Here is a 26,275-nt window from a genome sequence, read left to right as displayed (position 1 = left end):
TGTTTGTTGCTTTTGAGGTATAGCGCTGTGCGCCCTAAAGGTAATAAGCCTCAGCCCCCCCAGCAGCTTAGTTTGGGCATTCAGTTGCAAGACGATGCCACCTTTGCAAATTACTGGGTGTCGCCAGAGAATCACCTTGTCAACCAAGTGTTGCAGCAATTTTGCATTGGGCAAGGGGATCTAAGCCTTGTTATTTGGGGGCGAAGCGGTTGTGGTTTAACACACTTAGTGCAAGCTTGTTCGCACCATAGTCAGCTGCCAATTGCCTACTTGCCGCTGCGCGATGCGCTCGATTTAAAGCCGGCAGATGTATGCGCTAATTTAGAGTCTTCGCCTTTGGTTTGTGTCGACGACATCGAATTAATAGCTGGTAATGCACAGTGGGAGTTGGCGTTCTTTCACCTCTATAACCGCTTGCGCGACAACGGTCACCGGTTATTGATGGCTTCTCATGCCAACCCCGCAACGATCGGCTTTGACTTGCCAGACCTTGCGTCTCGGGTATTGGGTAGTGTGATTTATCGCGTAGCGGGCCTTAGCGATGAAGAAAAAGCCAAAGCCTTGCAAATGCGAGCGAAAGCGCGTGGTATGCAAATGAATAAAGATGTGGCCAATTATATTCTTAAGCGTGCGCCACGCAGAATGAAAGATCTATTTGGTATTCTCGATCAATTAGATTCAGCCAGTTTGCAAATGCAAAAAAAATTAAGTATTCGATTTGTTAAAGATGTATTAGAGCGGTAGGGCTGGCAATCTGCGAGATTAGCCCCGCGTTGTCACTTCCAAAATTCGAATAGTCTCCATCGCTTCCTCCCTTGAAGTACCACAAATATCTGGCTCAGCTTTAAAGCCCTGGCACACGGCTGGGTAATCGGTTGTTTGCCAAATTTTGCATTGGTAATGTTCTAAATCAAGGTGAGTACAGATTTCTCCAGCCCGCTTGCCATTAGGCATGCCAAAATAAGGGCGCTGTATTGATGGTTCAATACAGCAGGCGCCACAGTGCGCTCTACATTCCATGGTGATTCTCGACTGAAAATAATTGGGGGTATTGTATGTTAAAAGTACTGGTTCCGATTGCCGATGGCAGCGAAGAAATGGAAGCGGTGATTATTATCGATGTCTTGCGGCGTGCAGGCATTGAGGTTTGCGTTGCTTCAGTAATGGCCGACAGAAAAGTCACAGCATCGCGCGGCGTAGAGCTTGTGGCTGATTGCCACATTGAATACTGTCAAAACAAACCTTGGGATATGGTTGTTATTCCTGGGGGAATGCCTGGGGCCGAATATATGGCCAAGTCGCAAGCTTTGCTGGATATTATTTCAGATCAAATATCCGCTCAGCGATGGCTAGCGGCGATTTGTGCGGCACCGGCAGTTGTTTTGGCGGCCAATGGTTTTATCACTGGAGCCTCGGCGACGTGTTACCCAGCATTTAGGCACATACTCGAGCAGCATAACGTCCATGCGATGATAGAGTCGGTATCTATCCATAACAAATTAATCACAAGTCAGGGGCCTGGTGCAGCGATGCAGTTTGCCTTAACGTTGGTTTCTTTGTTAGTAGGTGAAGTACAGGCCGATAAAATCGCACATGAAATGTGTTTTCAGCGAGAATAAAGCTTGCCAGTCGGCAGTTTGTTTGTTTAATGTTCAGATTGTTTGCTTGTTGAACGTGGCATGTTCCTCGCATTAGGTTTATTGACGAAACAAAAACGGCAATTTTTTGCCACCGTTGATAAAAACACATCAGGAGATGTTTTATGGCTGTCGCACAAACCAAGGCTGCTTTAGTAATGCAAGAACAAGCGGAACAACTGACGTCACATCAAGTAATTTCGCTACTTATGGATGGCGCAATCGAGCGCGCCAGTGGTTTAATTATGGCGATTCATGCCGGCAACGATGAAAATCGCGATATTTTAAATGCCAAGCTAAAAGCCATTATCAATGGTTTGCGTCAAAGTTTAGACTTTGAGCTCGGCGGCGCAGTTGCTCAGAACTTAGCGTCTTTGTATGAATATATGATTGAGCGGTTGACAGTCACTGAAGCCGACCAAGAGCAACTGCTAGAGGCGGTTACTGAGTCGCGACGCTTGATATCTGAAGTGAAGAGCGGTTGGGATAATATGGATTTGCGTGTGCCTGATTTAGCCCAAGGTGCCTAGTGTTAATTGCTCACTAAGCAAGGCGCTTTATTGTCGGCGCCTTGCTTAGCGATATTAGGCAATAAATAGGAAGTTTTTAATTAGCTCTTTCCCGCCTTCGGTTGCAAAGGATTCTGGGTGGTACTGAATGCCGTAAATGGGATAAGTGTCGTGCTGAATCGCCATAACTTCGACTTCCGAGTTGGATGCATCTGTAAGGCAATTGTTTAAGTAGTCTACTGGGTGTTTCCCCACTACCGCGGTAACCTTTAAGCAGGCCGGTAAAGTATCCGGTTTTGCCATTAGTGAGTGATAGCGCATTATTTCAATATAATTGGGTGTATTTAAAAATACTCCTGCACCTGAGTGCGTAATAGCGCTGGTTTTGCCGTGCATCGGTAGGGGCGCTTTTACGATATCGCCGCCGAAAACATGCGCAATACCTTGCATGCCTAAACATACGCCCAGTAATGGCGTTGTTTTACCTAGCGATTTTATAACCTCTGCGCAAACGCCAAAATATTCGGGGTCGTCGGGTGATCCAGGGCCAGGTGAGATAATAATGCGGTCGGGCGCTAGAGCTTTAATCTGATCAATGGTTAGCTCGTTGTTGCGTTTCACCATTATCGAAAATTGGCTGATCGTTTTTTTGTGCTGCTCTTCGCTGAGTATTTCGCCAATATATTGGTAGAGGTTGTAAGTGAACGAATCGAAGTTATCAATAATTAAAACTTTCATTATTTTTCTCCGCTCGCCGAGATAAACATTTTTAAAACGTTGTTGGTGCCGGCGAACTTTCGCTGTATTTCTTGGTATTCATCGGCGGCATTTGAATCGTATACGTTTCCGCCACACGTTTGAACATAGGCGTTTTCGCCTTTACTAAATACCGTGCGAATAGGAATGGCAAAAGTGCAATCGCCATTAAAACCAAAGTGCCCAACGGCGCCACCGTAAGGGCCGCGCCCCTCGCTTTCTATTGTATTAATGATTTTCATGGCTTCAATTTTGGGTGCGCCCGTTAGTGTGCCTGCAGGGAAGTTGCTGGCAAGGGCCGAAAACATATCGTGTTCTTCGGCCATAATGCCGACAATTTCACTGGAAATATGCTGTACATGGCTAAAGCGTTTTATGTCCATTAAACTGCGCACTTTTACTGTGCCAAATTTCGCTACGCGACCAATATCATTACGGTGTAAATCCACCAGCATGTTGTGTTCGGCAATTTCTTTGGGGTCGTTTAATAGTGTTTTGGCTAGCTCGCGGTCTTCGTTGGCGTTGGCGCCGCGCTTAGTTGTCCCTGCTAGTGGGTAAGTTTCCATTTCCCCTTGGCGCAAACGAAAGAGCAATTCTGGGCTGGCGCCAATGACTTTTTGATCGTCAAATTTCAAATAATACATTTGCGGCGAAGGGTTAGATTCGCGCAGCGCTTGGTAAATGTTGATGGTGTCGCCTTCGATATTAAAGCGCGTTTTAAAACCAACTTCACACTGAAAAATTTTACCATCGACGATATCTTGTTTTACTTTAGCAACGGCATTGGCGTGGTCCTCGCGCGTCATGGTGTCGCCAAGGGGAGTGATTTTTAGGGCTTTATCGCCGCCGTATTCACTGTTAATAAGTTGCTGTATTTCATCGATGCGATTGTCGGAATAGTAGAAGTAAGACACTTCGCCCGTCATTTTATCCAGGGTTAGGCCATCTTCGTACAGGCCAAATTTAAAGGCTTCAAACAGCTCGCTCGATTGAATGCTCAAGGAAGGCTCAAAATAATTCATTGCGTCGTAACCGATGTAGCCTGTTAATCCGCCGGAGTATTTGCGCGCTAAGATATTTTGTGGAATTAATTGGCGCAGCAAATAATAGGGGTTGTCGCTGTCGTGCTGTTCTTGAGAGCCGTCACTATTTTTTATCGTGAGAGTCTTGCCTTGCGCCCAAATCAGTTTTTTGGGCGCAAAGCCAATTACAGAGTAGCGAGATATGTGGCTATCTTCGCCAAGGGACTCGAGGAAAAAACATGTGGAGTAATGTTTTTCTATCTTTTTGAACAACGTAAAGAAATCATCAACGCCGTCAACGCTAATGTAGTGGGGTTTACGTGGAATAGCATGGGCTTTAATCATGGTTAAACCTTAAATTTTCCGGCTTTTAGCTCGCGCGATCCGCGAGTCACCGTGGCAATACCAACGCCTAGCTGCTTTGCTATGTCGCGTTGTGTCATGCCGGACTTTAATAGATGTGCGATTTCCAAGCGCGTTGCAATGTTTTGCAGCTCCCCTGGTGTTAGAAGGGCCTCGAGCATATCCGACATATGCGCGCTTGAGGTGGCGGACATAAGATGCTTGATTAGCTTTGCTTGTAATCGCTGATGGGCTTTTTCTGTACTCATGTGCTAGTACGTTATTGCAGGCGGCGGGTTATGTCAAGCGCTGAAATTCAGGCCAGCGCTTTAATCGCGGTGGCGAGTTTGTCTTGGCTGCTTAGGCTAGAAACGTGATCAGCGCCGCTTTCTAAGTGTTGTTTTACTTGCTCTGGGGTGTCGCAAGCCAAGATGTAAATATTTGAGTATGTTTCTCGCAGCTTATTATAGTCGCCGTTATCACGATGTTCTGAGCCGATAAAAATAACGTGCTTAAGGGTATTTTTATCGGTTGTACTAAGCAAATTTTTCACCGATGTAAACGTTTGGCAGGGTAGGCCGTCTTCGGTGAGGCTTTCTTGCAGAGTGCTGGCGTCTTCGGTTGAAACAATCGCAGTCATTTCTTGTTCTTGTGAAGTACGTTGCTCGTCTTGATTGTAAAGCTGCCAGAAGCAGAGTTTAAAATCATCGATAACTGCCGGTTTGTTTATCCAGTAAACATAAGGGTTGGCAATAATTTCGCTAAATTCGTCGAGTTGGCGAGCGCTTTCGGAGCCCATAATAATTTGGGGAATTAGTTTGCAGTCGTTTTCGGCGAGCAGTGTCCGGCTGAAATCTGCCGTTGCTTTTGGATCTGCGTGGCTGTGGAATACAACCGCTGAAAAAGGCGCGTTGTTATCAATAGCTGAGCGTAAGGTGCTTAGGCCCCGCTTAAAAAGGGTCTCTGTTGAAACGGTAAGTCCAAGCCTACTGAGCTCTTGTCGTTTGGAGTCTAAAACCCTAGGATTTTCGTGTACCAATAGAATGCGTTTGCCTTTAAGTGCTGGAATTAAGCTGGTTGCAATATTGCCTTCGGTTTTATCGGCGAAAGTCGCGCGGTAACGCAGTTGCGTACCTTGATTGTTTGAGGTGATGTCAAGGCTGCCTTCTTGCGCCTCGGCTAAACCTATCGCTAATGCGAGCTCTAAATTAAGTTGAATGCCGGTGGCTTGTTGCGCATTGAAAAGCGTGCGCTGGCCTGTGGGTTGGTGATTTGCCGCAATGCTTAGGTCTCCGGCTTTGCCCCTTTCTTGGATATACTCAACATCAATAAACAAAGCGCCTTCGTCGAGCTGACTAATAATCGCATTCATCATGCTTTGCACAATTTGAGTGAGGCGCTGGGTATCGCCAACGACTAAGTGCGGTAGGTTTGGCGAAAAAACGAGCTCAATATCAATATTCTTTTGGCTGGTCTCGTTGCTGTATTGGGTGATGATGTATTGCAATAAAGCCTTAGGGTTAAATGTTGAATCGCTAAAGTCGATGTCTTTGGTAAGGATTTGATAAAAATCACTCACATTGGCGTGCAGCTGTTGTAGGCGTGGACGCTTAGCCGGTGATGCGGGTTGCTGTTTTTGTTTTTCTGAATCGCTTTTGCCTATGTTTGCTGTGTCGCTGGCGCGTGGCGAGCGCTTGGTGTTGAGGAGTTCTTCGAGTTCTTTTTTTAGCAATAGCATGTAGTCTCTATGCAATTGCGCAGTGGCGCGGGTATCGCGCTTTTCTTCTTCGAGCGATTCTGTTTTGCGGGCGAGCGAGGCGCCGGACTCTAAACGCTCCCAGTAATTGTCGGCAATCTGTTCGCATTGATGGTGTAGTAGCCAAATAAAGAAGAATACAACTACGGCATAAATAACGCCGGTCATTTCGCCAGTAAATAATAAGCACAGTGCGCCGGGCGCTAAGCCGAGCAATTGGTATACGGTTAAAAATTGTTTATAGGGGGCGAAGGCATTGGCCGTCATAGAGAAAAATACGATGGTGTATAACCAAAGCAGTGGGCCTTCGTGATCGATGCCCACAATGAGTGTCTCTATCGCAACGATCAGCCCCCACCATGCCGCGCCTAATAATGTGGCGTAAAAATATCGCGTACGCCACAGTGCAGGTGCTCGTGGGTAGAGCGCTTCGAAGCGAAAAAGTAAATAGCCGCGCAGTAGGGTTGTGATAAGCAGGCCAATTGACAGCGCTATAGCTAGGCCTGGTTGCATGTCGACAAATGTTCCCACCGCCATGCACAATAAAAAGATAATAAAGTTGCTCATCAGGCCGCGCCGGCTGTACTTTGCCATGCGCTCATCGGTTTCTCGTAGAACCTGACGGTTTTTTTGAATTTTGAGTTGCGGGGTAAAAAAGCTAAGCATAATCACGCGCTGGCCGAGTGAGGAAAGGCGATTCTACCCTAAAATAGCGCCAGACCAAGTGTTGGTTGGCGCTAGGCAAGGGTATTTCGCTGAATGATCAGCCGAGTTTTGTTGTGAGCTCGGGCACAACATCAAATAGGTCGGCAACTAAGCCATAGTCGGCCACTTGAAATATGGGCGCGTCCTCGTCTTTATTAATGGCGACAATGATTTTTGATTCCTTCATGCCGGCCAGGTGTTGAATGGCGCCCGAAATGCCCACGGCGATGTACAGATCTGGCGCAACAATTTTGCCTGTTTGGCCCACTTGCATATCGTTGGGCACAAAGCCTGCGTCCACTGCGGCGCGCGATGCACCAACTGCGCCATTTAGCTTGTCGGCAAGGGCGTATAGCAGTTCAAAGTTCTCGCCATTGGCTAATCCGCGGCCACCAGAAACAACCACATTGGCAGCGGTTAGCTCTGGTCTGTCGGATTGTGCTAATGCCTCTTTAACAAAGCTTGAAAGCCCGCTTGCCGGCTGAGCTGTTAGTGTTTCTATCGTTGCGGAGCCGCCTTCAGTAGCAACTGGATCGAAGGCTGTTGCGCGCACAGTAAGTACTTTAACGGCGTCTGCGCTTTGTACTGTTGCTATTACGTTGCCTGCATAAATGGGGCGCTCGAATGTGTCTGGGCTAATCACCGCTTGAATATCTGAAATAGCTTGAACATCTAATAGCGCAGCAACGCGCGGCATAAGGTTTTTGCCGCCGGTGGTAGCTGGCGCTAATATGTGACTGTAATCGCTTTTGTTGGCTACGATTAATGGTGCGAGATCTTCGGGTAGTTGATGCTGGTAATGTTCGCTATCAGCAACAAGTACTCGCGCAATGCCCGCGACGCTTGTCAGCTGTGCGCTAACGCTTTCGCACAGGTGGCCTGCGACTAATACATTTATTGGGTTGCCGATGGCGGCTGCGGCTGCAATGGTGCTGAGCGTGGCGGCTTTGCAGTTTTTGTTGTCGTGTTCTGCAATGATGAGTGTTTTCATGAAATCACCTTCGCTTGATTTTTGAGTTTATCGAGGAGCTCGTCGACGCTGGCGACTTTTATGCCAGCTTGGCGCTGTGCTGGTGCGGCAGTTTTAAGAGTGGTTACGCGCTGAGCAGCATCAACACCGAGATCGTCTAACGTGATTGTTTCGAGCGGTTTTTTCTTGGCTTTCATGATGTCGGGCAATTTGGCGTAGCGAGGCTCGTTTAAGCGTAGGTCGGTGGTTACTACAGCGGGTAATGAAAGCTTGACCGTTTGCAGCCCGCCGTCAATCTCGCGGGTGACCAATGCGCTAGACTCTTCGATTTTAACCTCAGAGGCAAAAGTGCCTTGCCCTACGCCCCAAAGTGCAGCGAGCATTTGCCCTGTTTGATTATTGTCGCCATCAATAGATTGCTTGCCGAGTATCACAAGCTGCGGCGCTTCGCGGTCTATAACACCTTTTAGCGCCTTAGCGACTGCGAGAGGCTCTAATGCAGTGGGGGCATCAATATGGATGGCTTTATCCGCACCTAATGCCATTGCGGCACGTAGTTGCTCGTGGCATTTTGCATCGCCGGCCGAGACTACAATCACTTCGCTAGCAACGCCTTGTTCTTTTAGCCGTACAGCCTCTTCGACGGCAATTTCACAAAAGGGGTTGATGGACATTTTGGCGTTTGCGATATCTACGCCAGTGCCGTCGGCTGTGGGGCGCACTTTTACGTTGTAATCAACAACGCGCTTAATGGGCACAAGTATTTTCATGTTCAATACACTCCTACTGTTTTATAGGCATTTCTATTGTTGGGCTATACCCGTGGTAATGCGGTAACGCTTTGTTGCCAGCTTAACGGGTTAATGGTCAATTTGTACATCTCGTATTTATGGCCGTGGTTATACTGAAAAGTTCGCGTGTTATCACTGGAGTATAGCTTGGCCACAGAATAACTGAATGGCAAATACAGGCGGGCAGGGTGTTTAAGTTTGCTGGCAAGGTGAGGTGAAGCTGGTATGAGGGCTTAGTGGCTCTTATACTCGTATTACAAGCTGTGCTTTTTAGGTTTTGTTTATTCGCTATTTAGCGGCGATGTAATCTGGAATTGAAGGGGAACATGATGAGTGAAGAGCAACAAGTAGAGCGTGATTCTATGCCCTATGATGTGGTGGTGGTTGGTGCCGGCCCTGCGGGTTTAAGTGCTGCTTGTCGGCTTAAGCAGCTGAACCCGGATGCTTCAGTTTGTGTATTGGAAAAAGGCTCGGAAGTCGGTGCTCATATCATGTCCGGTGCCGTGCTTGAGCCGAAGGCTCTGGCTGAGTTATTCCCCGATTGGAAAGCGATGGATGCACCAGTCAAAACGCGGGTTATTGAGGATGAAATATTATTGCTCAATGGCGCAGGCAGTAAAAAAATCCCCCATTTGTTTGCTCCTAAAACCATGCGAAATGAAGGCAATTATATTGTTAGCTTGGCTAATGTTTGCCGCTTTTTGGCCGAGCAGGCCGAGGCGTTAGGGGTAGAGATATTTCCAGGTTTCGCTGCCAGTGAAATTTTGTATCGCGAAAATGGCAGTGTTTATGGCGTAGCGACCGGCGATATGGGTATTGGGAAAAGCGGAAAGGCCAAACCGAGCTTTGCTCCTGGCATGGAGCTGCATGCAAAATATACGATTTTTGCGGAAGGTTGTAGAGGCCATCTAGGTAAGCAGCTTATCGCGCGTTTTAATCTAGATGCCGGTAAAGAGCCTCAGCATTATGGGTTAGGTATTAAGGAATTGTGGCAGGTCAGCAAAGAAAAATCGCGCCCTGGTTTGGTAGTGCATACCGCGGGTTGGCCGCTGAATGAATCTGGCACTCACGGCGGTGGCTTTTTATACCATCTAGAGGACAACCAAGTTGTTGTGGGTTTGGTGACCGACTTATCTTATAGCAATCCCCATGTTAGCCCGTTTGATGAGTTTCAACGTTATAAGCACCATCCAAGTATTGCTGCTCATCTTGAAGGTGGTGAGCGGGTTGCATATGGTGCGCGCGCCATCACCAAGGGCGGGCTTCAGTCGCAGCCTAAAATGCATTTTGCTGGTGGTTTATTAATTGGTGACGATGCTGGGACGTTAAACTTTGCGAAAATCAAAGGCTCGCATACTGCTATGAAATCTGGCTTGCTGGCTGCCGAGATCATTAATGAGGCTTTGGCGGCGGGACATGAAAATACCGACCTCGTTGGTTTTGATGCTGCTTATAAGGCGTCTTGGGCTTATGAAGAGTTGTATGTGCAGCGCAATTTTGGCCCCGCGCAGCACCGCTGGGGTAATGTGCTTGGTAGCGCTTATGCCTTTATCGATATTAATCTCTTTAATGGCCGCTTGCCTTGGACGTTATCTGATTCAACCCCCGATTACGCAACATTAAAGCGGGCTTCACAGTGTTCTGCAATTGCATACCCTAAGCCGGATGGCAAATTAAGTTTTGACAAATTATCGTCAGTGTTTTTGTCGAATACAAATCATGAAGAGGATCAGCCCAGTCACTTAAAGCTTGCGGACGAAACTGTTCCGTTGGCGAATAATTTACCTGAGTTTAACGAGCCGGCGCAGCGCTATTGCCCGGCCGGAGTTTACGAGATCGTTGATGGCGAGCAAGGTCAGGCGTTCCAGATTAATGCGCAAAATTGTGTGCACTGTAAAACGTGTGATATTAAAGATCCTGCGCAGAATATAACGTGGGTGGTGCCAGAAGGGGGCGGCGGCCCTAACTATCCGAATATGTAAGGTAAGACATTAAAAAAGGCGCTATGCGCCTTTTTTAATGTCTTAAAACTGAAATAAGGCTCACACAAGTCTGAGCTTTATAAATGAGGAAGCTTAAAATCCTCAAGAATGCCTACCAACGCGGCAGCTGCATTGCGGCGATGTGCTTCGTGAGTTTGAGTGGCTGTAGCCCAATCACCACTAATAATGGCTTCGAGCACGCTGCGGTGATCTTTGGTTGATTGTGTCGATTTCTCGCGTAGCTTAAGTGTGACTAAGCGTGCGCGATGTGCTTGGTCGCGCAAGGTAGCGGCCATTAAAGCAAGGCGATTGTTGCCGCAGTTTTCGACTAGCAAACGGTGAAAGCGATCGTCGGCGTTGGCCCAAGCTTCGCGGTTGTCTTTGCTAAGACTTGTTTCCATATCGTCGATGGCTTGTTCTAGTTCTGCTAGCTCTGCGCGGGCAGGGCGCTTGCGTGCGAGAATTTCGACGGCGGTAACTTCTAGGCTGGTGAGAAGTTGGTAAATTTCCCACATGTCTTCGGGCACTAGCGGAATAACGCGCATGCCTCGGCGTGGTATTAGCTCGATTAACCTTTCATTTTCAAGCCTAATGAGCGCTTCGCGCACAGGCGTACGACTAACGCCGAGATTTTTAGCAAGCTCAGGTTCTAGTGCTTGGTAGCCCGGGTAAAACTCGTTGGTGAGTATGGACTGCTTAAGGGTTCTATAAACCCACTCAACCCGTGAAATGCCTTCTTTTTCGATGGCATCATCGCTGTACTGTTCAGCTAAATTATTCATAGTTAGTGTGTCCCGATGGTACGACTTGTTGCCCTTGGTGGCTTGGTTCAGCCGAGCAGTTTTTTTATTGTGTTAAATGCGTGCTGCCAAATTGCAGTTGGCGGCATTCATCAAATACTTCTGTGCTTTCCCTGTCTGTGTTTATATCAAATGGAATTTTCCGCAGCAATAGTGTGGCGGAGTTCTAGTATTACGCTATCCATTTGTTGTGACCCAGCCCGCGAAAAACACCTTTATATCTTATTTTTGGTGCTTTTTTGCCTAGATATTGAGCTTTAGCGCTGGGTCTTCTTAATGTCGACGTTATTGGCCGCAATTGGGCTAAACCATTACGTTTTGTTTTTATGCGCGTTAAAAATGGCAAAACGTGACAATTTTCGACGCCAAAAAGTGCTTGGGTTACGTAAGTGTCACTCTTTGCTGATCGGTGACAAACTACTAGCAGAAGTGGTGCCACCTTCGTCGTTGTGGAGCATATTTGATGCCTTTATAACACCGGGATGCGGTTGCGTATCTTATTAATGCAAAGGTTTAAGCTGCGCTGTAAAAAGCTAAATACGCTTTAAAACTTGCTGATTAACGCTAGGTTAAGCACTATAGCGGCAGCTGCCGTCTGGCTGTTTTTTGGTTGGGTGTCAGAAAGTTTTTGGCTTGCGCTCTAAAGGTGGTGCGCGTTGGGATTATTTGGCGATAATGAGTGCGTTGTTAGCTTTTTCGACAGCGCAATGAGAGCGTGGCTGCTTGTGTTGGGCTTGGAGTAATTGCGCAGATTGTTGGTCAACAATTTTTTAGGGGGATGTATGAAGGCTATAAAAATTACATTAGTGATTGTTTTGCTTGTGGTGATGCTTGTTGTTGGAGCTGTATTTGCGGTTTTGATGAATTTAGAGGGCATTGTAGAGGATGCGGTAGAGACCAAGGGGCCAGAGGTTACTTTGACGCCGGTTAATTTGGGTGGAGTGAATATTAAGCTATTACAAGGCTTGGCAGAGCTGAATAACTTCGAAGTGGCTAACCCTGAGGGCTTTACGTCTGCTCACGCTTTTAAGGCAGACGTACTGCGAGTAAAGCTAGACCCTAGCGCTTTAAAGTCTGGCATTATTGTATTGGACGATATTACCGTAGAGGGCGTTAGCTTGGTTGCCGAGCAAAAAGGGTTAACGACGAACGTTCAGGAATTGCACAATGCTATAAAGCAATTTACGGGGCGCAAGGCTTCTGGCGCTAAAAATGAAGAAGCGGAGGCTTCTGGTAATGCGCCTGAGCCGCGCTTTATATTGAAGCATTTGTCTTTTAAGAATAATAGTATGAGCTTACTCACCGAGAATTACGGCAGTTATACCTTAGATATTCCAGCATTAGAGCGCAATAATTTGGGTGGCGATAAAGGCCTAACCGCCAGTGAGCTGGCCGTAGCAATCCTAGAGCCTATTTTAGACAGTGCAGAAAAAGCAGCTAAAACAAAACTAAAAAAAGTCGCAAAGTCAGAGGTCGAAGATAAGGTAAAGGCCAAATTAGAGGACGAGTTAGATGAAGATACAAAGGCCACTGTTGATAAACTAAAAGGAATGTTTGGGCGTTAAGCCTGCGTATATCTGTATGAAAAAAATACTTTCAATACTGTTGTTTTTAATTTTTCCGTTACTGGTTGCTGTGCCTGGGTATATGGGTTGGCAAACACAGCGTTATATGGAAAGTATGGCAACCTATATTGATCAGCTACCGGAGTACGCTGCAAGCTGGAGCGAGTACAAGCGCGGTTGGTTTAAAAGTGATGGCGTATTGCATGTGGTGCTTAAAGGGGCAAACCCTCTTTCTGAGTCACTTGATGTTGCCTTGCCTTTTAATGTAGAACTTTCGCATGGACCGGTTTTGTTGGGAAATAAAATACAATTGGGTTGGTTCCACTTGCAGGTGAGTTTGCAAGATAAAGATGAGGAGTATTTGCAGCGGGTCCTTAGTGTAAAAGAGGGTGGGCCGATATATCAGCTCGATGCGCGAATGGGTTTACATGGTCATACCAAGATAGAAGACCGTTGGTTACCGTTCGAATATAAAGAGGGCGATGTACAGCTGGTGGTACAAGCTTACCGAGGTGTTGGTAGTGTAGGGATCGATCGGGTGCTAAGTTATGCCTTTGAGGTGCCTAGTGTTGAGTTTATTAGTGAGCCTGCTAGTGATGCGATTGTTTTGGAGGCTGTAGGTGGTGATGTATCTGTTAACCTAGCGAAATTGCAGCGCGCAAATGTGGCGCCGGGGGCATTTAAGTTATCCATAGGTAAGGCCTCTTCGAAAAACGCTGACGATGCGTCGATGGGTTTTGTCGCTGAGGAATTTTTAATTACAGGAAATACGTGGTTGGATGACGCAGAAACATTATTTGGTACCCGTTCGTCCTTTTCTTTAAATACGTTTGTTATCCCCAGTGCCGAAGTTGATATTAAAAACATGGTGTTAGATGTCGCTTACGAAAATATTAGTTTGGTGTTTATCGAGCAATATCAAAACATTATTGCAAGTGCACCTGATGCTGCAGGGCCAAGTTATTGGCAGGAACATGTCGGGGCTTTAGTATTGTCGCAGCTATTGCCTTACTCGCCAGAAATATCATTAGAGGCCTTAGAATTTGATTCCCCTGAAGGGCATTTTTCTGCTGAGGCAAATTTATCGGTAGAGGGTTCTGCTATAGCAGCTGCTAATTTAACGCCCCAAAATCCTATGGCTGTGTTGCCTTATCTTATTTTCGCTTTAGAGGCTGTGGCTGATGAGAAGGTTGTTTCTCAGCTGGCGCGCCGTTATATGGCCGAACAAATGAATCAGCAGGATGGTATTCAAGATCTTACTGAGGCAGAACGTTCGGTATTACTGGATGAGCAAGTCGAGCAACTGTTAGGGCTGATAGTCGCGCAACAATTTACTGTCTTGCAAAACCAGCGTTATAGTGTGGAGCTCGATTATAAAAAAGGGCAGGCGCTATTAAATGGGCAGCCAATGCCGTTGCCGTTTTAAATTTTAATTCGTATGTTTATCTCTCCCATATTGGAAGCTGTTGTCCCTAGTCAACCGCGTTATAAACACGTGGCTTTTTTGTTTTTTTGCGTGGTTTTACTGGTGCTGGGGGCTCTTCCCGAGGTTGTGATTGAAGCTTTAGAGTTGCACCCGCTGCATGCTGCCTCCTATCGTTGGTTTACTGCTCATTATGTTCACCTTGGGCCTATACATGCATTGATGAATGTGGCGGGTTGCGTGGTGCTTTGGTTGTTGGTGGTGGCTTTTTTGCCCGGGCGCATTTTAATCGTGCTACTTTTGGTGTTGCCGATCGTGGTTAGTGCTGCCTTGGTATTTACCGCCAGCGATGCAATGAGCTACCGTGGGTTTTCGGGGGCTTTGTATGGTTTTTATGCGGCAGGGGTAATTTGGTATTGGTGGGAAAACCGTTTATTTGCAGCGCTGTTGGGCGCTTTTTTAATGGGCAAAATTGTTCTTGAGCAAATGCCGCATTTTGACAACACCTATCTGCTTGACTCTATAGGAGGTTTGGTCGCTGTTGATGCGCATTTGTGGGGAGCCATCGGCGGCATAGTTGTCGTTGTATTATTTTTATTCGGTGCAAAATTTAATATTTCTGGGTTTCTAAGCCCTTGGATTGTTGATCAATAAAAAATGAGGCGTTAATTTGCAATACTGTAGTCAGCGTTTTTTTCAAATAGTCGTGCTTGCATTGCTGTTTGTGACAGGGGGCGCTAGGGCGTCGGATGATGCTGTTGGCGTTTATGCCGCGTTTCAAGAGTCTGTGTTTCAAGTGCGCATTATTGAATTGGCTTCTGGCAGTCAAGCCTCGTTAGGTTCGGGTTTTATTATTGCTGATGGCACCTTGCTGGCTACCAATTATCATGTTGTTTCTTCAAAAATATTTGAGCCTGAAAAATACCGTATTGAAATAGAAAAGGACGATACTTCCTGGGTGCTTGATGTTGTGGCTGTTGATGCTGTTCACGACTTAGCGTTACTCGCGATTGCGGAAGATCCTGATGCTGACGAAACTGAATCTATAGACTCAGTAGAACCGGCGGGTTTAGTTGGGCGGCCTTTTATTTTGGATTCAGGTCTGCCCGAAAAAGGCGAGACACTCTATTCGTTAGGGAACCCGCACGATATCGGTATGACGGTTGTTGAGGGCAACTTCAATGGCTTGGTTGAGCACCGTTTTGTCGAACAAATACATTTTAGTGGGGCGATTAATCCAGGGATGAGTGGCGGGCCTGTTGTGAATAAAAACTCACAGGTTGTTGGGGTAAATGTTGCTACTTCGGGTAACCAAATTGGTTTTTTGGTGCCAGGTAGTGCATTAAGTGCATTGCTGGTAAACCATCAGGAAGCGCCAAGCGCCGAGCCGTTACTGCAAAGCATTGCAGATCAAATTGCCTCGCATACATCGTCGATGGTTGCTGCCGCGCTGGATACCGAATGGGAGCGGGCACAGCTTGGTGGAGTGATGATTTCCAGCTCGCCGCTGCCTTGGTTAGAGTGTTGGGGTAATAGCGATAAAGACAAGAAAGCGCAGACTTTTACCGTAAGTCGAGGTTGTCATAGCGGTCAGGCACTGTATTTATCACACGGTTTTAGCTCGGGCTATTTTGAGTACGAGTATATGTTCTTCGAAGCCAAGAGCTGGCCGTCTTTTAGTGTGTACCAATATTTGGCACAAGAAACGGGTCACGCGGTACCCGGTAATCGAGGGCCAACAGAGCAGTTGGCATCATACCGGTGCTTAGATCGTGAAGTAGAGAATGCGCAAGGGCTGCGAGCCCGAGTGAGTTATTGTGTTCGCCCCTATAAAAAGCTGAAAGGCTTGAACGATGTTTTTTATATGGCTGTTTCTGTCGATCGTGATCACGAGTCAGTCATGGCGCATTACACGCTATCGGGTGTTACGCAGGCGTCTGCGCAACAACTCTTGGCGCATTTTTCGGAGGTGCTAGCATGGCCCTCATTGTAGAGCGTATTAATCGGTCGAATCATGTACTAACGCTAAATCGCTTTTGCGAGCCAGTTGTTAGTGTTGGTCGAGGGTTTGATCAGGCGTTAATTGTGGATGATCTTTTCGTCGATGCGCAGCATGTGCAGTTAAGTGTTGATGAGTTAACGCACGCAATACAGTGCGTGGACTTAGGTTCTAAAAACGGTGTGTGGGTTGAGCCTGTTGTCGGTAAAAAGTATCGGCTTCACGGCAAGGCGCAATTAACCAGTGGCGACATTATTGTTATTGGTCGGACTCGCTTAAGGCTTTGCCACAGCGCGCACCACGTGCCCGAGGCGCAAGCGCTTACGCTGCGGCATAGGTTTATACATGCGGTTAGCATTTGGCCTGTGGTTGTTGTTATGGCGGTTATCGTTGCTATTGTGAGTATTGTTGAATCTTATTTGGCGCTGCCAGTGGCTACGGCATTAAAGCGTTACAGTCTTGAATCGTTGTATGTGGTTGCGGCGGTATTTGCTTACGGTGTTGCTTGGGCATCAGTTGGGCGAGCTTTGCGCGGTGATGGCCGCTTTGTAACGCAAGCGCTGGTTGCTGGGGCGGGGGTTGTCGTGTTGTCGGCGCTGAGTTTTACCGTGCCTTGGTTTGCTTACCATTTGCCTTCAGAAGCCGTTTGGGGCGTTGTTAACACAATGCTGACCGCGAGCGTATTTTTTATTGCAGTATTGGCCAGTGTCGCTATGGCAACTCGCCTGATGTGGCTAGGCCGGGTGGCTGCGGCTCTGTTAGTGCCTAGTGCGATGGTCTTGAACCTTGTAATTACTTACATCGATCGTCCAGAATCTGTCGCTAGAGTGCCTTACCAGAGGGTTTTAGTGGCGCCTGCCAGCAATTATCGCTCCGCCATTGGTTCCAGTGCTTTTGTGCTTGAGGCGCAAGCCCTTTATGGTCTCAGTGATGGCCCGGCGTCAAAAGAGTAAATCGTTTGAATTCACCTAATATAAAAAGAGAACCCCTTATGAAACTGAAATCTGTTGTTGCTCGTGCGGTAGTGTTAACGGTGGCGGCTACGGCCTCGGGTTGTAGCTGGGTAAGCCCTAGTGTTGATTCGCAATACGTTGCACTGGTTAAGGCGCAGGCTGTCGGTGGCTGCGGTAAAATTGGTGAAACGACCTCGAAAACATTATCTAAAATCGTTGTTGTCGGGCGCTCAGAAGATAAGCAAGCCAACGAGTTGATTACATTGGCAAAGAATCAAGCTGCCGTGATGGGCGGTGATACCATTGTTGCCAAAGGCCAGCTGACCGATGGCGAGCAGCAATTCCATGTTTACGATTGTCATTAATCAAATGGCAGCCCTTGAAATTAAGAAAGGCTAACCCCATCTTGGCAGGCACTTACCATTCTCATGCATAACAAAACACTGCAAATGATAGGAGCCTGATAATGACAGTCGAAGCAGCTGCTGAAACACGAGGTTTTGAAACCGAAGCCAAACAACTACTCCATTTGATGATTCACTCGCTTTATTCCAATAAGGAAATTTTCCTGCGTGAGTTGATTTCAAATGCCTCTGATGCTGCCGATAAACTCCGTTTCGAAGCTTTGGCTAACGGTGATTTGTACGAAAGCGATCCAGAGCTGGCTATCCGTATTACCTTTGACAAAGAAGCTAATACCCTCACCATTAGCGATAACGGCATAGGTATGAATCGTGACGAGGTTGTCGCGCACTTAGGGACCATTGCCAAGTCAGGTACTGCGCAATTTTTACAGAATTTGTCAGGTGACCAGAAAAAAGATTCACAACTGATTGGCCAATTCGGTGTTGGTTTTTATTCAGCGTTTATTGTTGCTGATAAAGTCGAAGTGTTTACGCGCCGCGCCGGTGATAAGGCTGAAAATGGCGTACATTGGGCAAGCCAAGGCGAGGCTGAATATACTGTTGCTACAGTAGATAAAGAAAAGCGCGGCACTGAAATTGTTTTGCACCTTAAAAAAGGTGAAGAAGACTTTGCCGATGGCTGGCGTTTGCGTTCAATTATTAAAAAGTATTCAGATCATATCTCTTTGCCGATTATTATGGAAAAGCAGGTTGAGGCTGAAGAAGGCGAAGAAAAAGCGCCTGAAGATGAAACCATCAACCGTGCAACGGCGCTGTGGACGCGCTCGCGCAGTGACGTAAAAGACGAAGAATATCAAGAATTTTATAAGCACATTAGCCACGATTACCAAGATGCATTAACGTGGAGCCATAACCGCGTTGAAGGTAAGTTGGATTACACCAGTTTGCTTTATGTACCTTCTAAGGCGGGGATGGATATTCAATATCGCGATGCGGCGCGCGGTTTAAAATTGTATGTGCAGCGCACGTTTATTATGGATGAGGCCGAACAATTTCTTCCGTTGTACTTGCGCTTTATTAAAGGTGTAGTCGACTCTAATGATTTGTCGCTGAATGTTTCGCGAGAAATTCTTCAAAAAGACCCTAATATTGATAGCATGAAATCTGCGCTAACTAAGCGTGTGCTTGATATGCTGGAAAAAATGGCCAAAAAAGATGCGGAAAAATACGCTGGCTTTTGGTCTGAATTTGGCGAGGTCATGAAAGAAGGCCCAGCCGAAGATTTTGCTAATCGCGAAAAAATTGCCAAGTTATTGCGCTTTACTTCAACCGTGAGCGAGTCTGGCAAGCAGGATCAATCGTTAGATCAATACATCGAGCGCATGGCTGAAGGCCAAGATAAAATTTATTATGTTGTGGCCGACAACTATAACACAGCAAAAAATAGCCCTCATTTAGAAGTATTTAAGAAAAAAGGCATTGAGGTGCTGCTGTTAACTGATCGTGTAGATGATTGGTTAATGGGACACCTAAACGAATACGATGGCAAGTCTTTCCAAGATGTTGGCAAGGGCGAGTTGGACTTAGGTGCTGTTGAAACCGAAGAGGATAAAAAGGCGCAAGAGGAAGCCGAAAAGCAACTTGAAGGTTTAACCGAGCGCATGACTAAAGTCTTGGCCGATGATGTGACCGCTGTTCGCATTACCCATCGCTTAACGGATTCGCCAGCGTGTTTGGTTGTAGCTAATGACGAAATGGGTGCGCAAATGCGCCGTTTGTTGGAATCTGCAGGCCAAGCCGTACCAGAAAGCAAGCCAACGATAGAATTAAACCCTGAGCACCCGCTGGTGAATAAACTGGATCAAGAGCCTGATGAAGACCGCTTCGCTGATTTGGCGAAAGTGTTGTTTGATCAAGCAAGTTTAGCCGAAGGTGGCAGTTTGAATGATCCAGCCGCGTACGTACAACGCCTGAATAAATTATTGCTTGAATTGAGCAATTAATTTTTTAGAATGGCTGTAACAAAACCCCGATAGCATCAGCTTTCGGGGTTTTTTATTGTATTGGGTGGATACGAATAATCGAGAGGATGAATTGTGGCTCTTAGTTCTGAAAGTGTAAGGCGTGTTGCCGTATTGGGTGGTGGTAGCTTTGGTACGGCAATAGCCAATATTATCGCGACAAATGGCCATCGGGCGCGCCTGTGGATACGCGATGAAGCAAGAGCGCAAGAGTGTCGTGAAACGCGCTGTAATCGGCAATATTTACCGAATTACCAATTGCACTCAGATTTAGCATTTTGCAGCGATTTAGCGCAATGTGTTGAAGGTTGTGATTTAGTGGTCATTGCTATTCCGAGTAAATCTTTTCGTGAAGTTGCTGAGCAAGTTTCTGGTTTATTAAAGCCTGGCACCATAGTTGTTAGTACGACTAAAGGTATAGAGATTGGCAGTTTTACCTTGATGAGCCAAATACTCGAACAAGAGCTGCAGGATGTCAAAATAGGTGTTTTAAGTGGCCCTAACTTCGCGGCTGAAATTGTGAATAATCAATACACTGCAAGTGTTGTAGCCAGCGAGCATCAAGAGGTGCTGGAGTTAATACCTGGTGTGTTTTCGTCGGGGACTTTTCGCGTTTATTCCAACCCAGACCGTTACGGTGTCGAACTGGCTGGCGCTTTAAAAAATATTTACGCAATCATTACTGGCATGGCTGCGGCATTAGGTTGTGGTCAAAATACTTTAGCGATGATCTTAACGCGAAGCCTGGCGGAAATGAGCCGTTTTGCCAATTGTTTAGGTGCCGATACCATGACGTTTTTAGGCTTAGCTGGCGTTGGTGATTTAATTTTAACCTGTACTTCTGATATGAGCCGTAATTACCGGGCAGGTTATGCGGTAGGTAAGGGGCAATCCTTAGATCAAGCCGTTAGCGATATTGGCCAAGCTGTGGAGGGTGTGAATACCTTGAAAACAGTTAAGCACAAAGCGGATGAGCTCGGTGTTTATATGCCTTTAGTGCAAGCGTTATATGCTGTTTTGTTTATGCAACAAAATATAGAAAGTATTATTCAGCAGCTAATGACAGGCGAGGCAAATACCGACGTAGAATACGACCGCTAACCTTGGTTTGTATTACAGGCTTTTTAAATATTCGATTAGCGCCCACTTTTCTACAGCGGTTAATGTGGTGCCAAAATTGTGCCCAGCATTGCTGTTGCCGTACAGTGAGGTATCAAATAGCGTTGTCGCGGCAGGTAGCGGTGCGCCCTCTGTAATTGTTGATTGGTAGCCCACCTTTCGGGTATCCAGTTGACGGCTTCCAGTATAAAAAAGTGTTGGCCGTTGCTCTTCTGGGGTAAGTAGATCCCACAAGCTAGGTACCGACCCGTTGTGTAAGTATGGCGCGCTCGTCCAAATACCGTTTAGCTGCCGCGCCTTATAGACTTTTTTATTTTCTAACGTTGGTCTAGGTAGGTTGAATTGAAATTCGGCGGCCAGTGCGCTCAGCGTATTAAATGGTTTCTTTAACATAACGCCTGCCGCGGCATTAATCACAAGGTCAATGGGCGCTACTTCGTCAGCGAGCTTCCCGCCACCGATAATGGCTAAGTTTTTGCCGGCTAAAAAGCCGCTACTAACCCTGCGGTCGACAAAGTTATTGGCCATTACCGGGTCAGTACCAATGCTCTCGATTGGGATTAGTGTTGCGGTGTACTGGCGCTTGTCATCTATATTATTTGCAACGATATGACATTGTTGGCAGTGCGCCTGATACAGTTTTTCCCCTTGTTGCATTTGCTCTTGGTTGAGCTCTCCGAGTAAGTCTTGAGGCCAAGAAGGGGCGGTAAGCTTGTAATAACGGCTTTGCATGTAGCCAAGGTTTTTGACTCTCACAGAGCTGGAGTAGCCGCCAAAAGAGTTAGCTTCCATTACGATGTTGCCGTAGACCGCCAGAGCGGTAGGCACGTTTTGTCCTAACGGTCCGGGCTCTTTGTTGGGGGCAGAGCCGTTCCACTGAACAACATCAAGGTGTGATGCGTCCCATAGTACGGGAATACTAACCGGAGCGTCTGGTGCGCGAACGTTGGTCGCAACGCCCAAAGCATCTACCGCGACGGTATTGAATATGATTCCAAATGCATCTAGTCGGCCATAGCCATATGGCGTTTGTGTTTTGTTGATGGCCAAGCGCTTGGCGGTTTTATTGTGCCATTGCGAAAGCGCTTGTTTGAGTTTTGTTGTGGGGATGTTAGGTATGGCTTTGGCGAAGCGTTCAAATCGTTCTGAGTCGCGCAATGTAAGCCCTACCGCCTGAAGAAGCGTTTGCTCGAATTGGACAAAATCCAATTGCCCCGCGCCGCCGTCAATGAGTATTTTGTGGGCGCCAAACTCTACTATGGCTGTATGGCAGGCGGCGCAAGTAAGGCCAGCCCAATCCTCACTTTCTTTGGCGTCAATACTAAAGCCTAAGGGGAGGCCGTAGGTGTTGTTTGTGGCATGTTGTTGCGGGATAAAACCAAGGGCTTCCATATTCTTGGCATCTATAAGCATGCTTGGCTTGTAAGGATGTTCTAGATTTAATAGCCAGCTTAATGGGAGAATTTGTGAGCCGAAGCTTGTGTGGCTCATCTGCTGGCGAATGTCTGCGGTCCAGTTTTGTTGGAGTGTGCGTATCTCCTCAGGCAAACTGTAATGCTTAAATTTGTGCTGCTGGGGTTTGTTGATTGTCAGCGCCCAAGCAATAATGATGACTATGACGATAAGTAGTGCTGTAAATCCTTTAAGCAAAGTGCGTATCATGTCAGTGTCTTTTGGGAGTTAGTTGTCAGAATGGTTGATCTGTGAATTTAGTGTATAACCTCGTCAAGCGAGCGCAAGCCTATGTGCATTTGGTGTATGGTTTTGCGCGGCAATACACGGTAAGTAGCCTTTTATTGTTACTTTTGGTGCCAGTGGCGCCCATATGTGCACAGCCTTTACTTGTTGATAAATTTTCGGCTAAAGACGACTGCCTGTCTTTTAATGTATCGAGGAGTGAATATCAGCAGCATTTATTATCAAATCGCCATTCAGATAATCGGTTTTCTGATTATCAGCAAATGGTCATTGAAACCATTGCGTTTGATCGGGTTGATGTTTTTGATGTTGCAAACCCTGATGAAAACAACCCGCTTTATCGCTTTGTTAATTCACTCAATATGCGTACGCGTGAGTCAACATTGCGCCCGCAATTGCAATTTGCAGAGGGCGATGCTCTCGATCCTGCAACGGTAACTGAAGCCGAGCGAAATTTACGTGCGCAATCGTATTTGTCGGATGCTTTTATCATGCCCGTTGCAACTTGCAATAACAGGGTTCACTTATTAGTTGTAACCAAAGATGCTTGGACTACTCAGCCCATTGTTAGCGCTAGCCGCGAGGGCGGACAAAGCAAATCGAGAGTGGGGCTTGTAGAGGGTAACTTTTTAGGCTCGGGTAGCGAAATTTCAGTGGTGTTAACAAAGGACGACCAGCGCAGTTCTGTCGCTTACCGTTTTGAAAAAGATTATATCTTGGGTAAGCCGTTATCTTTAGGGTTTGGCTTTAGTGACAACTCCGATGGTTATGCGCGGTCTTTTCGTTTTGCCAAACCCTTTTATACCGACGCGACGGTGTCATCTTTTGAATTCAGTGTTGACCAAAATCGTGCCCGTGTCACTACAGAGCAAAACGGCAAAGAGGTTGCGGCATATGATATTGATAGCGATGAAAAAACGGTATTTGCAGCTTTTCAGCAGCGTTTTAATGCCGGTAGTGTTAGCCGCATTTATGCCGGTATTACGCAGCGACAAGAATTATATGCAGGCTTTACTGGTGAGGATGCTTTGCAACCTCAAAAGCTCGATGATTTAAGTTTTCCGTGGCTGGCCTTGGAGCATCAATCGACTGATTATGTCGTAATGAAAAACATCAACTATATCGAGTCGGTTGAAGATTTACGCGTAGGCGCCTATTGGCAAGCTTCTATGGGTTATAGCCCAGAAAATAAGAATCAGCGCGCAGCCGTTGTTGGTAGTGGTACTTACAAACAGTTATTTACTTTACCGAAAGCCGTGTTTTCTATTGTATCTTCGCTGGATGTTATTCATTACAAAGACAACGGCTCGGTTAACGAGCAAAGCGATACTTACTATTCTGCTTTGTTGTCCGCAGATTATCGTTGGTTGCTCGATGAGCGTCAGCGTTTAGTGGCTATAGGTAAGTACCAGCAAAGCCAAGTAGCAGGTATTCACGATGCATTGAGTTTGGGGGGGGCAGCCTTGGTGCGTGGTTATCCTGCAGATTATGTTTTGGGTAATAAGGTTTATGGCGGCTCTTTTGAATACCGTTATCACACCGATTGGCATTTGCTAAATATTATTCGTATCGGTTGGGTGGGCTACGTTGATGTTGCGACGCTACGGAATGACCATTTTGCCATTGATAACGGCGGTTACGATGGTGAGCTGCTCAGTAATGTCGGTGTGGGCTTGCGCATAATGTCTAGCAAAACCCACGTCAGTAATATTGTGCATATTGATTTAGCTGCGCCTACAGGCTACAAAAAAGAAGCTGGTAATTATCAGCTGCTGTTGCGCGCGGAGCAGCGATTTTAGCTGCCCAAGCGGCGGCAGATTTGGATCTGCCACAGGCGGCTTATGCTGGCTCTAACTCTTTGCAGCAATCCTGATATTGCTGGTAGTAATCTTTTAGGTACTGATCAAAAGGCTTTTGCGAGCCAGCTTCTTCGGTATATTGCAGTTGCAATGATTCCTCGCTCATATCGCTATAGCGTTTATAAAGTGCATTGTCGAGTGGCTTGCGGTTGAATGCGGCTTTGTGGGATTCGGCCTGTGCTAGGCCAAATTCTATGTGTGATGCACCGTTGCCTATTGCTTCCATCACTTGTCCAGAGGGTGTCTTTTCTGGGTGTCGAAGCTTATTTTTAGCTGTCTCAATGGCCGCGGTGTGTGCATTACCATCGCTGGAAGCGGCATTTAGCATGTCGGCGATAGGTTGCATACCCTCTAAGATCGCTACCCCCCAATCGCTCAGTTTAATGGCTTGCTTGTCGGTATTGATTAGCTCTATGTTGGGCTTGCGGCCTTGTGTGACCACGGTGCTTTGGTTGGTCGCTGTGTTTTCGAATTCTTTGGCATCGCATTTTGGACTGGGAAGCAAAAGGCAATAAACCAAGAATGTATCTAAAAAGCGTATTGATGAGTCGGCAATGCCTACACTGCTGAACGGGTCTAGATCTAAGCAGCGAACTTCCAAATATTCCACACCTCGTTTGCATAGGGCTGTGAGCGCGGTTTCACCGGCGTGTGCTGTGCGCTTGGGGCGAATAGGGCTGTAAAATTCATTTTCAATTTGCAGGAGGCTTTGGTTTAGCTGCCGTTTGCCGTTGCTCTCTATGTTTGCGTAGTTTTGATAGGGGGTGTGAATGGCTGAGCTTAGCGTGCTGGTATAGGACGCTAGTGTGTTGTAGCAAACAAAAAGAGATGATTGAGCCGAGCTTTGGTAGCCTAGGTCACCCATCCTTAAGGAGGTGGCATAAGGTAAACCAAGTGTGTTTTTACCCATATTTTGCAGGTTGTGGTTGCGCCCAGCAACAAAGCTTGCGTCTACCGTGGGAGATGCACCAAATAGGTAGATAAGCAGCCAGTAATAACGCCGAAAGTTGCGAATCAAGTGAAAGTATTTTTCGGTAATGTAGGTGTCTAGGCTTTGCGTGCTTTGCTCTTCTTTGTGCAGATGGGCCCAGAATGCGCGCGGCAGCGAAAAATTGTAATGCAGGCCGGCAACCGTTTGCATGGTACGGCCATAGCGTAAACCTAAGCCTTCCCTATATATGGTTTTCATGGTGGCTCGGTTGCTGCTGCCGTATTGCGCTACAGGAATGTCATCATCGCTTGGTAGTGCGCAAGGCATACTCAAAGGCCATATCAGTTCGTCATCGATATTGTCGTAGCTATAGTTGTGCAAATTGCACAACTCTTCCAGTGTGTGCTGGCTGATATGTGTGGGGGGGGTAATAAACTCAAGTAAGGCTTCACTAAAGTCAGTTGTGATATGCGGGTGCGTAAGTGCCGAACCCAAGCGCTTAGGGTGGGCCGCTTGGCTAAGCTTACCGGCATTGGTGACCCTAAGGCCTTCTTTTTCAACCCCCCGCAATAAGCCGCAAATTAAAGGGTGGTTGGGCTTTTCTGCTAGAGTATTAAGTGTGTGTTTTGCCAAGGGGCCGAGCGTTAGAGTACTCATTGCTGCACTGGATTCTCTGTGGGTTCTGGTGCTGTTGGCAGGCAGGGGGTGCCTTTGTCGTTGGTTGCGCATAGTAGTGTCTTGATGCGCAGTTGTGGATTTTTAACGGTTAGCTCTACCTTGGTGTTGATAGCGTCGTCTTTGAAGGTGGTTTTGTAAAGGCCGCTTGCGTCGCTGCCATCAACCCACTCTTGGTGTTTATTTAAAAATAAACCGTCATTATTTTGTAAAAGATAAACTTCTGTCATGGTTGACTGTCAATTAAGCTATTGGAAGATAAGGGTGAAAAATCAATATGTATGGCAGCATAGCGGCCTCGTATATTGAGAACAAGCAGCAGAAAAAGTTCTCGACGATTGAGTTTGTGCTTTGTTGCCCAAAAGTTGGTTTTAACAAGCTATATTTAATATTAACT

The 26,275-nt window shown here is 46.7% G+C and carries 24 protein-coding genes; 13 read left to right on the top strand and 11 right to left on the bottom strand.

What is annotated here, in order from left to right; all coding sequences use genetic code 11:
* Positions 1-27: 27 nt before the first annotated feature.
* Positions 28-744: a DnaA regulatory inactivator Hda gene (hda, locus tag MARGE09_RS17345; RefSeq protein WP_236984088.1), complete on the top strand. Its 717-nt coding sequence runs from the start codon at positions 28-30 to the stop codon at positions 742-744.
* An 18-nt stretch (positions 745-762) separates the two neighbouring features.
* On the opposite strand, the gene MARGE09_RS17340 is transcribed toward hda, so the two are convergent.
* Positions 763-1,020: a YkgJ family cysteine cluster protein gene (locus MARGE09_RS17340; protein WP_236984087.1), complete on the bottom strand. Its 258-nt coding sequence runs from the start codon at positions 1,018-1,020 to the stop codon at positions 763-765.
* 35 nt (positions 1,021-1,055) lie between these two features.
* Between MARGE09_RS17340 and MARGE09_RS17335 the strand changes: the two genes are divergently transcribed.
* Both MARGE09_RS17335 and MARGE09_RS17330 read left to right on the top strand, forming a co-directional pair.
* Complete coding sequence (locus tag MARGE09_RS17335; RefSeq protein WP_236984086.1) at positions 1,056-1,619, top strand: DJ-1 family glyoxalase III; 564 nt, start codon at positions 1,056-1,058, stop codon at positions 1,617-1,619.
* A 143-nt stretch (positions 1,620-1,762) separates the two neighbouring features.
* Positions 1,763-2,167, top strand: a complete 405-nt coding sequence (locus MARGE09_RS17330) for a flagellar export chaperone FliS (protein WP_236984085.1) — start codon at positions 1,763-1,765, stop codon at positions 2,165-2,167.
* Between the two features lie 54 nt (positions 2,168-2,221).
* On the opposite strand, the gene MARGE09_RS17325 is transcribed toward MARGE09_RS17330, so the two are convergent.
* The 6 genes from MARGE09_RS17325 to MARGE09_RS17300 all read right to left on the bottom strand — a co-directional run bounded on the left by MARGE09_RS17325 (position 2,222) and on the right by MARGE09_RS17300 (position 8,467).
* Positions 2,222-2,884: an anthranilate synthase component II gene (locus MARGE09_RS17325; RefSeq protein WP_236984084.1), complete on the bottom strand. Its 663-nt coding sequence runs from the start codon at positions 2,882-2,884 to the stop codon at positions 2,222-2,224.
* Positions 2,884-4,269: an anthranilate synthase component I family protein gene (locus tag MARGE09_RS17320; RefSeq protein ID WP_236984083.1), complete on the bottom strand. Its 1,386-nt coding sequence runs from the start codon at positions 4,267-4,269 to the stop codon at positions 2,884-2,886. Before MARGE09_RS17320 ends, MARGE09_RS17325 begins: the two co-directional genes overlap by 1 nt.
* 2 nt (positions 4,270-4,271) lie before the next feature.
* The gene (locus tag MARGE09_RS17315) at positions 4,272-4,535 is read right to left on the bottom strand and encodes a Trp family transcriptional regulator (RefSeq protein ID WP_236984082.1); all 264 of its coding nucleotides are present in this window, start codon (positions 4,533-4,535) and stop codon (positions 4,272-4,274) included.
* A 47-nt stretch (positions 4,536-4,582) separates the two neighbouring features.
* Complete coding sequence (locus MARGE09_RS17310; protein WP_236984080.1) at positions 4,583-6,688, bottom strand: hypothetical protein; 2,106 nt, start codon at positions 6,686-6,688, stop codon at positions 4,583-4,585.
* A gap of 97 nt (positions 6,689-6,785) precedes the next feature.
* Positions 6,786-7,718, bottom strand: a complete 933-nt coding sequence (locus tag MARGE09_RS17305) for an electron transfer flavoprotein subunit alpha/FixB family protein (protein WP_236984078.1) — start codon at positions 7,716-7,718, stop codon at positions 6,786-6,788.
* Positions 7,715-8,467 carry an electron transfer flavoprotein subunit beta/FixA family protein gene (locus MARGE09_RS17300; protein WP_236984076.1) on the bottom strand — a complete coding sequence of 251 codons (753 nt, stop codon included), beginning with the start codon at positions 8,465-8,467 and terminating at the stop codon, positions 7,715-7,717. The genes MARGE09_RS17305 and MARGE09_RS17300 overlap by 4 nt, the downstream gene beginning before the upstream one ends.
* A gap of 347 nt (positions 8,468-8,814) precedes the next feature.
* Here MARGE09_RS17300 and MARGE09_RS17295 point away from each other — a divergent pair, with 347 nt between their 5' ends.
* On the top strand, positions 8,815-10,470 hold the full coding sequence (locus MARGE09_RS17295; protein WP_236984074.1) for an electron transfer flavoprotein-ubiquinone oxidoreductase: 1,656 nt from the start codon (positions 8,815-8,817) through the stop codon (positions 10,468-10,470).
* 77 nt (positions 10,471-10,547) lie between these two features.
* Here MARGE09_RS17295 and MARGE09_RS17290 read toward each other — a convergent pair whose 3' ends face one another.
* On the bottom strand, positions 10,548-11,252 hold the full coding sequence (locus tag MARGE09_RS17290) for a GntR family transcriptional regulator (RefSeq protein WP_236984072.1): 705 nt from the start codon (positions 11,250-11,252) through the stop codon (positions 10,548-10,550).
* Between the two features lie 800 nt (positions 11,253-12,052).
* Between MARGE09_RS17290 and MARGE09_RS17285 the strand changes: the two genes are divergently transcribed.
* From MARGE09_RS17285 to MARGE09_RS17250, 8 genes are all read left to right on the top strand, one after another.
* Positions 12,053-12,835, top strand: a complete 783-nt coding sequence (locus MARGE09_RS17285) for an AsmA family protein (protein ID WP_236984070.1) — start codon at positions 12,053-12,055, stop codon at positions 12,833-12,835.
* A 16-nt stretch (positions 12,836-12,851) separates the two neighbouring features.
* Positions 12,852-14,261, top strand: a complete 1,410-nt coding sequence (locus tag MARGE09_RS17280) for a DUF945 family protein (protein WP_236984068.1) — start codon at positions 12,852-12,854, stop codon at positions 14,259-14,261.
* Positions 14,262-14,273: 12 nt separating this feature from the next.
* Complete coding sequence (gene rrtA / locus MARGE09_RS17275; RefSeq protein ID WP_236984067.1) at positions 14,274-14,912, top strand: rhombosortase; 639 nt, start codon at positions 14,274-14,276, stop codon at positions 14,910-14,912.
* Positions 14,913-14,928: 16 nt separating this feature from the next.
* Positions 14,929-16,251: a S1 family peptidase gene (locus tag MARGE09_RS17270; RefSeq protein ID WP_236984065.1), complete on the top strand. Its 1,323-nt coding sequence runs from the start codon at positions 14,929-14,931 to the stop codon at positions 16,249-16,251.
* Positions 16,236-17,210, top strand: a complete 975-nt coding sequence (locus MARGE09_RS17265) for an FHA domain-containing protein (RefSeq protein WP_236984063.1) — start codon at positions 16,236-16,238, stop codon at positions 17,208-17,210. The genes MARGE09_RS17270 and MARGE09_RS17265 overlap by 16 nt, the downstream gene beginning before the upstream one ends.
* Before the next feature lie 38 nt (positions 17,211-17,248).
* Positions 17,249-17,575, top strand: a complete 327-nt coding sequence (locus tag MARGE09_RS17260) for a DUF4156 domain-containing protein (protein WP_236984061.1) — start codon at positions 17,249-17,251, stop codon at positions 17,573-17,575.
* Positions 17,576-17,676: 101 nt separating this feature from the next.
* Positions 17,677-19,578: a molecular chaperone HtpG gene (htpG, locus tag MARGE09_RS17255; protein WP_236984059.1), complete on the top strand. Its 1,902-nt coding sequence runs from the start codon at positions 17,677-17,679 to the stop codon at positions 19,576-19,578.
* Between the two features lie 93 nt (positions 19,579-19,671).
* Positions 19,672-20,697: an NAD(P)H-dependent glycerol-3-phosphate dehydrogenase gene (locus MARGE09_RS17250; protein ID WP_236984057.1), complete on the top strand. Its 1,026-nt coding sequence runs from the start codon at positions 19,672-19,674 to the stop codon at positions 20,695-20,697.
* A 12-nt stretch (positions 20,698-20,709) separates the two neighbouring features.
* Here the strand turns inward: MARGE09_RS17250 and MARGE09_RS17245 are convergent, their stop codons facing one another.
* Complete coding sequence (locus MARGE09_RS17245) at positions 20,710-22,377, bottom strand: di-heme-cytochrome C peroxidase (protein ID WP_255711696.1); 1,668 nt, start codon at positions 22,375-22,377, stop codon at positions 20,710-20,712.
* A 41-nt stretch (positions 22,378-22,418) separates the two neighbouring features.
* On the opposite strand from MARGE09_RS17245, the gene MARGE09_RS17240 reads away from it, so the two are divergent.
* Positions 22,419-24,212: a BamA/TamA family outer membrane protein gene (locus tag MARGE09_RS17240; RefSeq protein ID WP_236984055.1), complete on the top strand. Its 1,794-nt coding sequence runs from the start codon at positions 22,419-22,421 to the stop codon at positions 24,210-24,212.
* Positions 24,213-24,252: 40 nt separating this feature from the next.
* On the opposite strand, the gene gshA is transcribed toward MARGE09_RS17240, so the two are convergent.
* Positions 24,253-25,860, bottom strand: coding sequence for a glutamate--cysteine ligase (gshA, locus tag MARGE09_RS17235; RefSeq protein ID WP_236984053.1), 1,608 nt, complete (start codon positions 25,858-25,860; stop codon positions 24,253-24,255).
* Complete coding sequence (locus MARGE09_RS17230; RefSeq protein WP_236984051.1) at positions 25,857-26,108, bottom strand: hypothetical protein; 252 nt, start codon at positions 26,106-26,108, stop codon at positions 25,857-25,859. Before MARGE09_RS17230 ends, gshA begins: the two co-directional genes overlap by 4 nt.
* Positions 26,109-26,275: the final 167 nt, after the last annotated feature.

Source organism: Marinagarivorans cellulosilyticus, assembly GCF_021655555.1.
Classification (GTDB): domain Bacteria; phylum Pseudomonadota; class Gammaproteobacteria; order Pseudomonadales; family Cellvibrionaceae; genus Marinagarivorans; species Marinagarivorans cellulosilyticus.
The sequence above is the reverse complement of the archived record's forward strand: the minus strand, read 5'-3'. Positions and strand labels throughout refer to the sequence as shown.